Annotated in this window: 12 protein-coding genes and 1 pseudogene; 6 read left to right on the top strand and 7 right to left on the bottom strand. The window is 58.4% G+C overall.

What is annotated here, in order from left to right; all coding sequences use genetic code 11:
• The first annotated feature begins 4 nt into the window (after positions 1–4).
• Positions 5–607: a DUF938 domain-containing protein gene (locus LJ360_RS05195; protein ID WP_091854065.1), complete on the top strand. Its 603-nt coding sequence runs from the start codon at positions 5–7 to the stop codon at positions 605–607.
• On the opposite strand, the gene LJ360_RS05190 is transcribed toward LJ360_RS05195, so the two are convergent.
• A complete protein-coding gene (locus LJ360_RS05190; protein ID WP_264995483.1) occupies positions 599–1,402 on the bottom strand; it encodes a helix-turn-helix domain-containing protein in 804 nt (267 codons plus the stop codon). The genes LJ360_RS05195 and LJ360_RS05190 overlap by 9 nt on opposite strands.
• A gap of 150 nt (positions 1,403–1,552) precedes the next feature.
• On the opposite strand from LJ360_RS05190, the gene LJ360_RS05185 reads away from it, so the two are divergent.
• Positions 1,553–1,960, top strand: coding sequence for a hypothetical protein (locus tag LJ360_RS05185; RefSeq protein WP_264995481.1), 408 nt, complete (start codon positions 1,553–1,555; stop codon positions 1,958–1,960).
• Positions 1,961–2,056: 96 nt separating this feature from the next.
• Here LJ360_RS05185 and LJ360_RS05180 read toward each other — a convergent pair whose 3' ends face one another.
• Positions 2,057–3,835: a DEAD/DEAH box helicase gene (locus tag LJ360_RS05180; RefSeq protein WP_264995479.1), complete on the bottom strand. Its 1,779-nt coding sequence runs from the start codon at positions 3,833–3,835 to the stop codon at positions 2,057–2,059.
• 128 nt (positions 3,836–3,963) lie between these two features.
• Here LJ360_RS05180 and LJ360_RS05175 point away from each other — a divergent pair, with 128 nt between their 5' ends.
• Positions 3,964–4,131 carry a hypothetical protein gene (locus tag LJ360_RS05175; RefSeq protein ID WP_264995478.1) on the top strand — a complete coding sequence of 56 codons (168 nt, stop codon included), beginning with the start codon at positions 3,964–3,966 and terminating at the stop codon, positions 4,129–4,131.
• A gap of 28 nt (positions 4,132–4,159) precedes the next feature.
• On the opposite strand, the gene LJ360_RS05170 is transcribed toward LJ360_RS05175, so the two are convergent.
• Entirely contained in the window at positions 4,160–5,881 is a 1,722-nt protein-coding gene (locus tag LJ360_RS05170; protein ID WP_264995477.1) for a mechanosensitive ion channel family protein, read from the bottom strand.
• A 380-nt stretch (positions 5,882–6,261) separates the two neighbouring features.
• Here LJ360_RS05170 and LJ360_RS05165 point away from each other — a divergent pair, with 380 nt between their 5' ends.
• Positions 6,262–6,504 carry a hypothetical protein gene (locus LJ360_RS05165; protein WP_264995476.1) on the top strand — a complete coding sequence of 81 codons (243 nt, stop codon included), beginning with the start codon at positions 6,262–6,264 and terminating at the stop codon, positions 6,502–6,504.
• Positions 6,505–6,841: 337 nt separating this feature from the next.
• Here the strand turns inward: LJ360_RS05165 and LJ360_RS05160 are convergent, their stop codons facing one another.
• On the bottom strand, positions 6,842–8,143 hold the full coding sequence (locus tag LJ360_RS05160; protein ID WP_011784498.1) for an IS1380-like element ISMaq3 family transposase: 1,302 nt from the start codon (positions 8,141–8,143) through the stop codon (positions 6,842–6,844).
• A gap of 277 nt (positions 8,144–8,420) precedes the next feature.
• Positions 8,421–10,469, bottom strand: coding sequence for a hypothetical protein (locus tag LJ360_RS05155; RefSeq protein ID WP_264995475.1), 2,049 nt, complete (start codon positions 10,467–10,469; stop codon positions 8,421–8,423).
• 98 nt (positions 10,470–10,567) lie between these two features.
• On the opposite strand from LJ360_RS05155, the gene LJ360_RS05150 reads away from it, so the two are divergent.
• Positions 10,568–10,951 carry a truncated hemoglobin gene (locus LJ360_RS05150; RefSeq protein ID WP_264995474.1) on the top strand — a complete coding sequence of 128 codons (384 nt, stop codon included), beginning with the start codon at positions 10,568–10,570 and terminating at the stop codon, positions 10,949–10,951.
• A 251-nt stretch (positions 10,952–11,202) separates the two neighbouring features.
• Here the strand turns inward: LJ360_RS05150 and LJ360_RS19995 are convergent.
• Positions 11,203–11,588 (bottom strand): annotated as a pseudogene (locus tag LJ360_RS19995) (glutathione S-transferase family protein).
• Positions 11,589–12,133: 545 nt separating this feature from the next.
• Between LJ360_RS19995 and LJ360_RS05140 the strand changes: the two are divergent.
• A complete protein-coding gene (locus LJ360_RS05140) occupies positions 12,134–12,751 on the top strand; it encodes an NAD(P)H-binding protein (protein ID WP_264995995.1) in 618 nt (205 codons plus the stop codon).
• A 20-nt stretch (positions 12,752–12,771) separates the two neighbouring features.
• On the opposite strand, the gene LJ360_RS05135 is transcribed toward LJ360_RS05140, so the two are convergent.
• On the bottom strand, positions 12,772–13,206 hold the full coding sequence (locus LJ360_RS05135; RefSeq protein ID WP_264995472.1) for a DUF3010 family protein: 435 nt from the start codon (positions 13,204–13,206) through the stop codon (positions 12,772–12,774).
• Positions 13,207–13,214 lie beyond the last annotated feature (8 nt).

Raw genomic sequence — 13,214 nt, 5'->3', positions numbered from 1 at the left:
CCCGATGACCAGCGACCTGCCCTGTTCCCAGGCCTGTGAGAATAACAAGGCCCCGATCCTCGAGAAGCTGAAGACCCTCTTTAACGCACCAGGCAAGGTCCTGGAGATCGGCACCCTTACCGGACAGCACGCCGAACATTTCGCCCAGGCCATGCCCCACCTGCAGTGGCAACCGAGTGACCACCCGGAGGCAGCTCACCTGTGTCGCTCCCGGCTGAAACAGGCAGCTCTGCCCAACGTCCTGCCTGTCGTTGAACTGGACGTATCCGATACCAACTGGCCGGTCGAATCCTTCAGATGGGTTTTCTCTGCCAATACCGCCCACATCATGTCCTGGCGCGAGGTCGAACAGATGTTCCGCCATATCGGCGAGCGCCTGCCAGAAGACGGCGCCTTTTGCCTGTACGGCCCTTTCAACAACCAGGGTGAATACTCGAGTGAGAGCAACCGTCGTTTTGACCAGCACCTGAAATCCCAGTCACCTCATATGGGCATCCGGGACCTGGCCGACCTCAGTGCCCTGGCAGAATCAGCCGGGATGACCCTCGCTGAAAACCACCCCATGCCTGCCAACAACCGCCTTCTGGTGTTTCGCTCACTACTCTGAGATGGTCTTGGGAGGCGCTCGCCAATAAGCTTTACTGCCCTCGTCCATCGGAAAGAAATGCTCGATCCGCAGATTTTGGGCGGTGACATCCAGGGGCGTGCCAATGGTTGCAATGGTGGAAAAGATCCTGAGTTTTTGCTCTCCCAGCATCAGGGTGAAAGGGATCGCCGGGTAGTCCAGGTGTTCCACCACGTGGCTTTTCCAGTCTTGCGGAACGCCAGGGACCGTCAGTGCCTGCTCCAGCAAACGATTGGGCTGATCCCGGAAGGGTCCTGAAAGATGCTCATGGTAGACACGTTGCAGCAAGTGACAGGCGATATTCTCCCAATCAGCCACGAATGGCTTGATGCCATTGCTATCCAGCACTGACAGCAGAAAGTTTGGCCGGGGCGGGAACTGGGCACCCAGCTCTACCATTCTTGCCATCATCGCCTGCATGGCCTGGTTGGCCATCACCAGATAATACTCGTGGTCGAACACCACCGCCGGGTACGGCAGGTGAGATCGCAAGAGGTGCTCAAGCGCCTCCCGTATCATGGCCATCCCGGGTGCGCCCAGATCCTGGTCCGAGTAGACCTGGCTGTAACCGGCCGCCGATAACAACCGGTTGGTCCCGGTCAGGTCGGCCTGCAGCATCTGTGCTAAATGCAGAACCATGCCCTTGCTGGGCCTGCTTCGACCGGTCTCCAGAAAGCTGATGTGCTTTGCCGACACCTCGCACGCAAGGGCGAAATCCATCTGACTCAGACGCTTGCCCTGCCGCATTTCTCTGAACAACGTACCGAAGGCACTCATCGGATTTCCTGTCAGTTACGAGTTTTAAGCAATTATGCTGCGCGCGGGTAGGCCACACCATTACCTCAAAGGTAATTGAGACGCGCACCGCCCGGGTAGAAGCTTTGTAGCGTAGTCAAACTCACTGCGATACCCGATTGAGGTGATGCTATGAAAAACCTTGTCCGTCAATTCAGCCTGAAACAGATCATCCTGGCCGACGTGTTCCTGTCCACGCCACTCGCGCTGGCACTCATCGTCGGCTCTGAACCGATTGCCCGGTGGGCGGGAGGCCCCGGCTCGACCTTCTACCTGGTAGCCGGCATTGTGATGCTGCTGTGGTGCGTGGACATGGCCGCCATGGCCATCAATGAACGATGGATTGAGAAGTTCCTCAACCTGACGATTGCCGTCGATGTCACCTGGAGCTTGCTGTCCCTTGCCCTGATGGTGTGGTTTGCCCAGAGCCTGCAGCCCCTCGGCTGGGTACTGTTCGCACTGAACGTTCTGATTCCGCTGGATATGGCGTGGATGAAACGGGTTGCTGGAAGCAAACCGCAGGAGCCTGCGTTCAGATAATGTTCTGTTTCTCCATCTAAAAGCGTGTGGCTGAGCGCACCCCGCCAGCCACACGGGCATTCAAGGCAGCGTAACTGCTAAACCCCGTTAGAAGTCTCACGCTTCATTCGCCTTTCGGTAATGACCCCGGTAATCAAAAATCCGTTCCTGAACCTGCCAATAGCGCTTTTGCTTGCGGGCAATCACAAAATCCGGCGCTGGCAACAAGGCCTGCATCCCGGACACCTCATCCGCCCGACGGAAAACTTTCGGGGCCTGGCCATTGGCGATACGGCGACCGAACAGTTTGTTGAAAACGGTGCGCTGTGCCGGCTTGCCGAAATCGAACGACTCGCTGAGTTCCTCCCCGTCCTCACCGTGATAGGTGATCCTCAGCTTGCTGCCATCAACGCCCAACGTAACCCCGGCGCACCGGATCACCATGGCATCCTTGAGTCTCAGCGCATCCCTTAACTGATCATCCGGGTCGATGATGGCGTTATGGCACTGCCCGCAATTACGCGCGGCGATATCATTCTCGCCACCGCAGTGCGGGCATTCCTTGAAACGAAAACGGTAATCGCACTGTTGCGCGCGCCCGTTCGCCCCGGCAGGCCTATCCCCATCTGCCGGTTCCAGAAGCCCTTGACAGCGGCGGCCGTAATGCTCAATAACACGGCCTTCAGCGTCTGTCTTGCCCCAGAAGATATTGGCAAAACCACAGCCCGGGCAGAATACCTGCACCGGCTCGCTGTCGGGGTCGGGTTTGGGCTCCCCTACCTCCGGGTGGTTCAGATTTACATGGTTGCCCGCGTAATCAATCACCAGGCAATCCTGTTTGCCTTCGCCCAGACGGAGACCGCGACCCACAATCTGCTGATACAGGCTGACCGACTGGGTAGGCCGAAGAATGGCGATAAAGTCCACATGGGGTGCATCGAAGCCCGTGGTGAGTACAGACACATTCACCAGGTACTTCAGCTGCCGCTGCTTGAAGCGCTGAATCAGCAGGTCCCGGTCCTTCAGGTCCGTTGCACCGGTAATCAGGGCGGTCTGGTCTTCCGGAAGGTAACCGGTAATCTCCCTTGCATGGTCCACCGTTGCCGCAAAGACCATCACTCCCTGGCGCTCGGCGGCCAGCTCAATCACCTGCTCGATGATGGCCCGTGTTACACGCTGGTGTTTGCCCAGCAGCTGGTTGACGTCCTTCTCGGCGTACTCGCCAAAGCGGTCCCGGGGCAGCGCGGAGAAATCGTATTGCGCCACCGCCGCGTTCACCAGGTCCGGCCGGGTAAGGTAGCCCTGGTTGATCATATAGCTTAACGGCAGTTCGTAAATGCAGTGCTTAAAGGGTTTGTCCCGCTCTTCATCCGAGCCCCGAACAAAGCCCCGGTAGTGATAACGATAAATCCAGCCCATGGCCAGCCGGTAGGGGGTGGCGGTCAGCCCGAGCACTTTGAGGGAAGCATTTTTCTCCCGAAGCAGCTCAATTATCCGTTGATACTGACTGGTACCCTCACCGCTGACGCGATGGCATTCATCGATGATGACCAACGAGTATTCATCCCGAAACTGATCCAGGTTCGCCGATACCGACTGCACACTGGCAAAGGTCACCTGGTGCTGGCGCTCCTTGCGCTTCAGCCCGGCGGAAAAGATGCCAGCCGTCAGCCCATAGCTCTCGTACTTGGCGTGATTCTGCTCCACCAATTCCTTGACGTGGGTAAGCACCACGATCTTGCGGCGGGCAAGGCGGGCCAGCTCGGCAATGACCAGGCTTTTACCAGCGCCGGTGGGTAGCACAATCACGGCTGACTCATCAGATTGTCGAAAGTGACTGAGAGTGGCGTCGACCGCTTCCTGCTGGTATGGCCGGAGCTTGAAAGGTGTGTTCATTGGGCAGCGGTTGGTGGTTGTCTCGATGGAAAGGCGGTCATACTAACAAATACTGGTGGCGTTACCCGTCATCTAGGAAAAACCGGCCCGGATCACCGTGTTCACGGGATTGCCAGCATTGCCGACCAATGTGTTGGCTTTCCTGGCTGTCTTCGGAAGAGCTGGTGTTATGGCTGGATGAACTGAACGCGGCAAGACCACCCGTGGCCGCCCTGCCAATCAATGATGTTGTGTCCGGGCTGCCTGTCGAGGGCCCGTTTCCGGCTATGGCAGAAGCCATTCGACAACTGCACTGACAGTGCCTGGAGAGCTTGCGGTGACGCATCACGACGAGTCCCCTGCCCCAGGATAGACTGCCCCGGGGTTTGGACCGTTTGCTGATCTTTCGCCGCCTGTGATGTCGTGCTGGCTGGTAACCACCACCTCCCTCGGCCACCATTCCGGGTGGTTGTCGCGGATGAATCCCAATAACTTCTCACGCACATTCATTTCGGCTTCCCAGCCGGCAAAGGGCTCGGAGGTCATAAGGTAGAAAGAAACCGTCTGGGCCGCCGCGGACTGCGCCGTGACGTAGCAGCAGAGCTTGTGGTGTTCGATGACGTTTTTTTCAGCCTCGGCGAACTCCTTGAACTTCTCCCTCAGGCATTCGACGTCGGCATTCAGGTGAAGCGCCAGCTCTATCACCCTGTACATCTTGGCACTCTTGACCGACAGATTTTCGAAGGGCCTGGAGGTAAAGTACTGGACGGGTACGACCAGACGGCGCTCATCCCAGGTTCTCAACCGAATGAACGTATAAAAGATGCCTTCCACATAGCACCATCGGCCCTCGAAAATAACCAGGTCACCAATTCTTATAGGCTTGGCGAGCGATACCTGAAACGACGAGAGGATGTTGCCCAGCACGGCCTGACCGGCGATACCCAACAGGACCGTCAGGATACTGGCCGAAGCCAGGAGGGTCAGGCCCAGGGTCTCGAAGAGTTCGATCTGGGACAGGATGTAGATGGTAACTGCGACGATGGCGACCAGGATGATGCCCCGGCGCACCGCATACAGCGAGGTGAGGAAGTGGCGCTCGTCCCGGGATTTGTTGTCGTCGATTTCGCCCACGAGACGTCGCTTCACATTGAGCAATATGACGTCCACGAAACGCAGTGCGATCAATCCAACACCCCAGGCGGTGATGGTGATCAGTAATATGCGAAAAGAGGTCGTCGCCACTGCCGAGAAGGACACCACGTAATTCAACAGAAACTGGGCCACAATCGTCATGACGACCAGCGCCACTGGCACCTTGATCTGGCTGGCATAGATGCTTGGAGAGCCGGAAGGTAACCAGCGTGCAATCACGCCGACCAGACGGATGACGAGCCATCCCACCAGTCCCGTTACCAGCAGGAACACCGGAATGGCGACCCATTCCCAGACCTGGAGCCTGCCGAACGTTGATTTGAACCGTTGCGGCACATGCTTTTCCAGCCACGACGGGCCGTATTTTTCGTACAAGAGAGGAACCGGGGAGAGACTGTCCGGTGTGATCAACCAGACGGGGTCCTCATCACCCACACGATAACGGGCCAGGCGAATATCATAGGCTTGACCCTCGGCGCGAAGGGAGGCGATCTCGAGGTTGCGACGTGGCTGCCCGGCCTGGGGATTCTGCCCCGCTGGATCTTCGATAACGGCGTCCTGTCGCGCCGGCAGGTCGGAGGTATCGATCCACTCGCCACGCCGGAGCACCGCGGCCAGCTGCCTGGCTAGCTCTGGCCCCTTCTCCCGCTGTTCAGCTGCGCTCAAATCGGAAAGGTTGAGAAGGTGGGCCGCTGCCGAAAAATTCTGTTGTTTGGTGAGTTCGAGAAAGCTGCGGATCGAGTCACGGGGTGTCAGGCGACTGACCTCCTCCGGGGGCCTATCAAGCCCGGCATTCAGCGATTCGATGGAAAACCATCGCATCTCTTTGTCGCCTTCCGAGGCCTGCCCCACGCACAGGCTGGAAAACAGAAGAGCGATGGCCAGCAGCCCCCATGTGGTACGTTTTCTCATCCGCGCCTCCCTGACATTCGCAACCCTACCCACATCCTTCACATGGACGCAGCCCTCGCTTTCACTGGTAAAGCATAGGAGGCAAGGCTGTGCACGGCCAATGGCGAACATCGTTACTTCCCAGGTGGGCAGCACTATGTCGCCGGCAATGACTTACAGGATCGGAGCTCCGGTTCGTCGAGCGGATGGTTACGGGGTTACATGCCAGAGAACCAGCCACCCATTCTGAAAAGGTTGGGATTGAACACCGACGAGTGGCTCATCGAAGCTACTGAATTTTAGGGTCGCTACCACGCCAAGCGATTTTTCCTGCAGGGTGTCTGTCCTTGATGTGTCGCGTTTCAGCAGTTCCCCTTTTTCGCCTGGCCCGGTGGGCAGAAATGGCTACCAGACTTACGGTAAGACCGGCGATCATCGTAGTCATGACGACGGCGATCATGGTCGTAATAGGATTCTCTGTGATCTTTGGTTGTAATGGCTGTTCCCGTTGCCGCACCGACGGCACCACCGAGAATAGCACCATCTCTGCCAGCTACCTCATTGCCGATGGCCGCCCCTATCGCGCCGCCAATACCGCCACCCAGCGCGGCGTCGGCTGTGTCATCCGCAATGGCGCCCAATGAGGTGGCACTCAGAGATAAAAAAACGAGCAGTGATTTCATTTTCATTGATGTGAATCCCATTGTTCAGGTGGCCTGATCTGAGCGGTATGACGAGAAGTAAACCATTGTCTCCATCTCCCCATCAGGCACTCGTCAGTTTTGTGAACCCTTCGAGAATATCAAAAACACACGCTAGCCCGGATTTCTCATAGTGCTCCAACAACCTTCGCAGACCAAGCCTGGTAGTGCCAGATCCGAGTGGTCATGGTCGAAGTTGGCGATTATTTAGCCAGTTTCCGGCATTCAGGCACAACTCCCCCTTTCCCCCATTGGTATCGGGCCGGGGGAGCCCGATTATCTACTGGGGCACCAAGCGCTGAACCAGTGCTGAGAGATCGTTCTTGTGTGGATAGCTATCACTCATCAACACCCGTATTCGGCGGGTGTTGCGGATGATGACTGCGCCAACCTTGATCAGCTTCAAGCGCAAGGTGCCGGCACTCATACGTTCGAAGGGCGTGTTTTTCAGATGCACCCGCAAACGCTCGAACAGGGTGTAGGCGAAGCCGGATAAGATCAGCCGCCACTGGTTGGTCCACCAGTGTGTGCTGGAGGTGCGACCGGCAAACAGATCCAGTTGTTGATCCTTGATCCGGTTCTCCATATCACCCCGTGCGCAATACTGTTCGTAGTAGAGCTTGAATCCGTCATCGTAGCGGGAGCTGATAACGAACCGGGGGTTCGGGCCTTGAGGGCCATATTCCAGGCGCGCAACCACCCAGCGTGGCTTATGCCAGCTTCGGGCTTTGTAGCGGAAGCGGAAGGTGCTGGCGAGCTTATGGCCATGAGCCTCGTAGTAGGTCCGGACTTTGTCCATGGCTGGGGCGGCAAGCGCCTCCAGCCGCTGGTTGCGGGCCATGCCTACGATGTAATCCACCTGGTTGCGATCGCACCAGGCCAGCAGTCGGGGCTTGCTGAAGTGGGAGTCGCCCCGGAACACGATCCGGGTCTGTGGCCAATACTCGCGAATAAATCGCACCAGCAGCGCCAGAATGGCCCAGCTGTGCCGGGCATCACCTCGATTGCTGGTGCGCAGATAGCTCACCAGCAAGTGCCTACCGCAGAAGACGTAAAGCGGGAAGTAGCAGTGATGGTCGTAATACCGGTTAAAGAACTTACCCGGCTGGTCGCCGTGCACCGGAATATCGGTGCCGTCAAAATCCAGCACGATTTCCTTGGGCGGCTTCTCATGCTGCTCGATAAAGTGGTGCCAGAGCAACTCATGCGCTTTGACAATGGTTTGCCGATCCATCGCCTGCTCCATTCGACAAAGCGTGGACTTGCCGGCCAGAGTCGAGGCATTCCCCGTGGCGGTTTGTAGTGCCTGATCAAAGCGAAGCGCTTCATGATCATTCAGATCTTCGTAGCCACCGGCCACACCGTAGACCCGTTGCCGGACCAGGGACTTGAGCTCATGACGAATCATCCGGGGATCCCGCTGGTCGGTCAGAGTCTCGGCCAGCCGTTGGGTTAACCGGTGTTGTTTGTCGACTTCGCGCAGTAACAGCAAGCCGGCATCGGAGGTGATATGGCCTCCGGAGAAGTCGGTTTCAATCTGGCGGCGGGAAAGTGGCGAGAAGGTCAGTTTTTGAGGTACCATTTTGGATAGCGGTTGTTGGTGTTGATTGATGGTGTAAGGTCCTGAAATTTTAACACTTTCAGCCGCTTTCTTTTATCCCCTCATGAGAAATTCGGGCTAGGCCACTTGTTACCTTTTATTTATTTTTCAATTAGTTACAAAATCGTAAGAGGGGCGACTTCCTTATGAATCAGACCTGAACAAGACACTCGTATTCCAGTTCCGAATCAGCCTCCAAATAGAAAAAATAGATCTGTGCCGGCTTCGGTCCTCGGCTTCGGTCCTGACAGGAACAGGCTCACGTCGCCCAATGCAAGGGCGCGCGAGGATCAGGTTCATAGGCAAAGTAGATACCGGTGCGTACGGTCCGCGCGAGGTGCTCGCCAAGACGGGGGTGATGCCGGGCAATCCGATTGATGGCATAACGCAGTGAGCGGGTCGCGCCGGTCCGCGCACGCTCAACGCCATCGCCGACCATCCGGGCGCGGTTATTCAGGCCAACGCCGCGGCGGAGTTCATCAACCAGAAACTCGCGATCAGCACGTGCCAGCTCGGCGCGGCGGAAATCGTTCTGGCTCTCCGCTTCCGCGATGTCTTCCTCCACCTCAGTCAGCCTTTGCCGGTAGGCCTCACGGGCCTTCGAATCGAACACCTCCAACCCGCACTGGGCATCGATACGGGCTGCGTCCAGTGAGGTGTTGGCGGGGAGCGCCCCACGTTCCACCGAAACCAGGTCGAGCACATGGAATTCCCGGCCGGGCTCGGCCAGCATTCGTTCCAGGTAACGCATACCCTTGAGATCCTTCAGGCGCACGGTGGCGCCCCCGAAGGTAACCGTTCGCATCTCACCCTCGCAGCGAAACAGGCAATGCTCGGTGTCTGCACACGGCCGCACCGACACCGCCGGTTCCCGTTGGCGAGCCAGTTCCGCCCAGGGCCTGGCGTTGAGGGCTTCAAGGGCTCGGCAGGCTGCATCCAGTTCCATCTCTGCGATGCGCTCGTCCCCCGCCTGCCGGTGAGCGGCCGCCAGCACTATCCGCAAATCTGCCGCATCGTAAGGCATTCGCAACTCGGCCCATTCCATGACAGCTTCGGTGAGCAGCCGTATGGCGTCATTTGCCCGCCCGTCCCGGAGTGCCAGGCGACCTGCTGCTGCCAGAGCAGCGTTTTTCAGCGTACGGCTTTGATATTTTTCCGCGATGGCAGCCAGTTCCGTTGCCGCGGCATGGGCATCGTCGAACTTGCCCGCTGCCAGGGCGATGACCACCTGAGCATCGAGCAGAGGCGCCCGTTGCAGGCTGCCCGAGGGTGGCCGTTCCTTCGATGGGATATCAAACGGATGCTCGAGCGCCGTTTCGATCATTGAAGCGGCTTCGTCGACTCGTCCCTGAGCCAGTCGCAGTAATGCGAGCCCGGGTTGGGGCAGCCAAGCGTTCTGGTGCGCCGCCAGGAAGGCTTCCTCGGCGCCCACAAAATCACCCTTGCGCAGCCGCGAATTGCCGAGTTCAGTCAGCGGCCAGCCAAATTCCCGCCGCATCCAGGGCCGCAATTCTTCACATGCCTGGAGCGCTTCCTGCTCGGCGGCGTCGCATGGCCCCCGCAAACGCATGATCTCCGCCCGGTGCACCCGACAGCGGCCATTAAGCCCCCCAAATGCTGCCCCCTGACGCCATCGCTCCATGGCTTCGGTCCATTCCTCGGCGCGATCATGGTGCCCGATCCACTGCATCGCGCAGATAACCTCACACCACATCTGCCCTGTCGTCAGGGGGTCGAGATTCCCGGCGCTCAGCTCCACAGCCACGTCATCGAGGGCGCTGAGCCCTTTATCAACGTCACCGTTATAAATCCATACCCTTGCCAGGGCGACCTGTCCGATGATGGATGGCGGTGTCAGACCATGCTTCCCGCCCTGCTCCATTGCTTTTTGGGCCCACTGCGCGGTGCCCGGCATATCGCCGCACATCAGCCGTTCATAGGTCCTTACGGCCGCCAGCCATGCCCAGACCGGGCTGTCAGGTACATCTTCGATCAGGTGTTCGGCCCGCGACAGCCAGGCCCGCACAGTGGCCATCAACCCCGTATCCATCATCAGGTACATGCCCACCATCACCGCCGCGAATGCCGCCTGGTGCGTGTCGCCGGTGTCAAGGTGAAAGCGGTAGAGTTCACCGTAGGCGGTCAGCGTTTCTTCCAGGTCCCCACTGCCGTACGCAGCCATAGCCCGAAGCTCCAGCAACTCGGCAGACCGCTCATTAGGCAGTGAGGTAATCAGTTCGCGCGCCCTGACAAAGTCGCCAGCGTCGAGTGCTCCACGAATCCGCGAAAGCTCTGTCTCCTCCACCACTCAGCCCTCCCTGTTCCGATGTAACAAGGATTGTTACGCCCCATTAGGTAGGTGCCTGGTGCACCTGCCGAACACCCTATGAAAAAGGAGTATTTCTTATGAACAACATCCTTACGAGCGACACCCTGTACAACAGACTCGGCGGCCAGGCTGGTATTGACAAACTTGTCGACCGCATTGTCGACCTCCACCTCCAGAACGATGTTGCCGGCCCCAGATACCAGGCCCTGTCCGAGGAGGCAACGGCCAGGGCACGCGAGAAGGTCAAGGAATTCCTCGCAGCCGGCTCCGGCGGCCCCGTAGAGTACACCGGACGCTCGATGCTGGAGACCCACACCGGCATGAACGTCAGCTCAGCCGAATTCCTGGCCGTGGTTGACGATATAATGCAGGCCATGAACGAGATGGAATACCCGCGCCCGGTGTGTGATGAAGTCCTCGGTATCGCCTACTCCCTGAAGGAGGAAATCGTTCACAGATAAAGGACACAGTGGTTTGTCCAACTGCAGCAGAAGGGGGAATGGGAGATGATCCGTTGTCCACCGGACCCCATTCCCGCTTCCAACGCCAAGCCCTATACCTTCATGATAGTAGACATCCCGGAGACGGAAAGCCGTAGCGTCTGGCCATCAGTTCCGTCCCTGTAAAACCATGTCCTGCCTGGCCGTACCCTACCCCGTGGCTGTAAGAGGCAATGGTTTGCCACGCGAAGGTATCGGCAATCAGGGCAGACCTATTTTTCTATGACGTCCCGCAAGGACTGCTCAATCTGGCCACCACAGTAGGCCCTACCCAACTCCCTTCGCTGATTTTCAAGAAACGGTCTGATCGACGGACGGCCTTCCACCCGTTGGCAGAGACTCGCGATGAGGGGAGCGTTTTGTTCCAGGTCCGCGGCCAGTTCCGGAAAGCTGTAAACCAGCGTGCAAACAATGCAGCCGTCGCGATATCGGTCACCGTGAGCCTGGAGCCCAGCAGATAACCCGCGCCCGGTTTGAGGCGACGGGCCTGCCCGGTCTTCTCGAAAATGACCATCCAGTCAGCCAGGCGACGAGTCCGGAAATCGGTCCAGGTATCCTGATTCCACATCACAGTGCCATTGTGGTTTGTGATTTCCATGAGAACGTCATTGCAGTCGAGCACCACCTTCAGAGCCAGGGTCTGTTGCTCAGGTTCGTCGGGAAGAAAGTGGTAGGCCTTCGCCAGATGCATGAGAATCGCCGGCATCTGCGCGTACCAGACCTGGGTCCTGCAGTCGTAGAGATACGGAGGTGCCATCCCCGGGTATTGAAGGTTCAGGCGCCTGTCAGGGTAGACCTCGCTGGCATCCAGCTTGCGGTAATTCGCCCGGACCTCCTCCAGAAAAAGCTGGATGAAATTTCCGCGAAAGGGCAGATCCCAGTAATAGAGTTCGTAGTCCAGCATTGTGGTTCTCCCACGCTGACGGGTGAGAAAGGGAACTGCTGACTGGAGTGTAGCGCACAGGAGAGGACATGACGTGGAGGGCATCTGATGGAAGGTAGCTCGCCAGGTGTCGGTGATCAGGCTGGATTTGCATACTGGATAGCCGTGCCTGAGGATATCTCTTCATCCCGTTGGCCCGGTACCAATGAGTGTCCCGTCTGGCATTGACTGGCGGTTAAAAGGAGGTCCCCGTGAAGCTGATGATTCTTGGAGCCACAGGCGCCGTGGGTAGCCAGGTGCTGGATCAGGCCCGCAAAGATCGCAGGTTTGAAACCATCGTGGCGCCCACTCGTCGGTCGCTGGCGGCCCCGGGAAAGGTCCACAACCCGGTCATTCCCTTTGACCTGCCGCTGCCGCAGGCAAACTGGTGGGCGGTAGATGCTGTGATCTGCTGCCTTGGCACCACCCTCAGGCAGGCTGGTTCGAAACCAGCCTTTTACCGGGTTGATCACGACCTGGTCCTGGCCTGCGCAGAGCAAGCCCGGGCGGCGGGCGCGAGGGTGTTTGTCCTGAACTCCGCCCTCGGGGCGAATCCGATGAGCCGGAACTTTTATCTGCGTACCAAGGGAGAGGTGGAATCGGCGGTAGCCCGGATGGGCTTTGAGCGGGTGGTGCTGGCAAGGCCGTCGCTGATTGACGCAAAGCGGGAAGACAACCGGCCAGCCGAGAAACTGGGCCTGATGGCCAGCCGCCTGCTGGCGCCCGTCATACCCAAACGCTATCGCCCGGTTAGCGCCGAAGCCATCGCTGCCACCCTCTTACGTGAACTGACGGGTGGGTGTGGTGTGATCACGCTGGAATCCGAACAAATCATTTGAAAACAGGTCTGTCCCGGTTTTCAAACAGCCGCCATATGCCCCACATAGGCCACGGTAAAGGCCGTTTCCTGAAAGGCTTTCAGCCCGGTCTCGGCAAAGGGCACCGGCAGCGGGTTGGCTGCGAGGGTAGACTTGATCAGTGCGGGTGGAAGTAACGCCACATCCAGATCCAGTCCGGAAATCAGCTGGATGGCGGCCTCCAGCTTGAAGCTGACGGCGCCGCCGGCGAACTTGCCCTTCTGCATCCGCTCCTTGATGACAACAAGGGACACGCCGTGCTCGGCCATCAGGTCAGCGAAAGCCGACTGGAACTGCTTGAGATCTTCCCGGGTGTGGTTCCTGTTCAGCGACAACTTGCGCACCTTGGTCTCCGGCAGGCTGAACTGGCCGCGATCCAGGTTCAGTAAACAGACCACCGCATCGTTGCCGGTCAGTTCGACGCCACAGATCACCATACTGTTCT

The organism is Marinobacter sp. AN1, assembly GCF_026013985.1.
In the GTDB taxonomy this organism is placed as follows: Bacteria; Pseudomonadota; Gammaproteobacteria; order Pseudomonadales; family Oleiphilaceae; genus Marinobacter; species Marinobacter segnicrescens.
This window is presented reverse-complemented; position numbering and strand designations above follow the sequence as displayed.

Excerpts from the sequence above, each read along its gene's own strand:
- LJ360_RS05195 (WP_091854065.1), top strand. The coding sequence starts at position 5 with ATGACCAGCGACCTGCCCTGTTCCCAGGCCTGTGAGAATAACAAGGCC.
- LJ360_RS05190 (WP_264995483.1), bottom strand. The coding sequence starts at position 1,402 with ATGAGTGCCTTCGGTACGTTGTTCAGAGAAATGCGGCAGGGCAAGCGT.
- LJ360_RS05185 (WP_264995481.1), top strand. The coding sequence starts at position 1,553 with ATGAAAAACCTTGTCCGTCAATTCAGCCTGAAACAGATCATCCTGGCC.
- LJ360_RS05180 (WP_264995479.1), bottom strand. The coding sequence starts at position 3,835 with ATGAACACACCTTTCAAGCTCCGGCCATACCAGCAGGAAGCGGTCGAC.
- LJ360_RS05175 (WP_264995478.1), top strand. The coding sequence starts at position 3,964 with ATGTGTTGGCTTTCCTGGCTGTCTTCGGAAGAGCTGGTGTTATGGCTG.
- LJ360_RS05170 (WP_264995477.1), bottom strand. The coding sequence starts at position 5,881 with ATGAGAAAACGTACCACATGGGGGCTGCTGGCCATCGCTCTTCTGTTT.
- LJ360_RS05165 (WP_264995476.1), top strand. The coding sequence starts at position 6,262 with ATGGCTACCAGACTTACGGTAAGACCGGCGATCATCGTAGTCATGACG.
- LJ360_RS05160 (WP_011784498.1), bottom strand. The coding sequence starts at position 8,143 with ATGGTACCTCAAAAACTGACCTTCTCGCCACTTTCCCGCCGCCAGATT.
- LJ360_RS05150 (WP_264995474.1), top strand. The coding sequence starts at position 10,568 with ATGAACAACATCCTTACGAGCGACACCCTGTACAACAGACTCGGCGGC.
- LJ360_RS05140 (WP_264995995.1), top strand. The coding sequence starts at position 12,134 with ATGATTCTTGGAGCCACAGGCGCCGTGGGTAGCCAGGTGCTGGATCAG.
- LJ360_RS05135 (WP_264995472.1), bottom strand. The coding sequence starts at position 13,206 with ATGGTGATCTGTGGCGTCGAACTGACCGGCAACGATGCGGTGGTCTGT.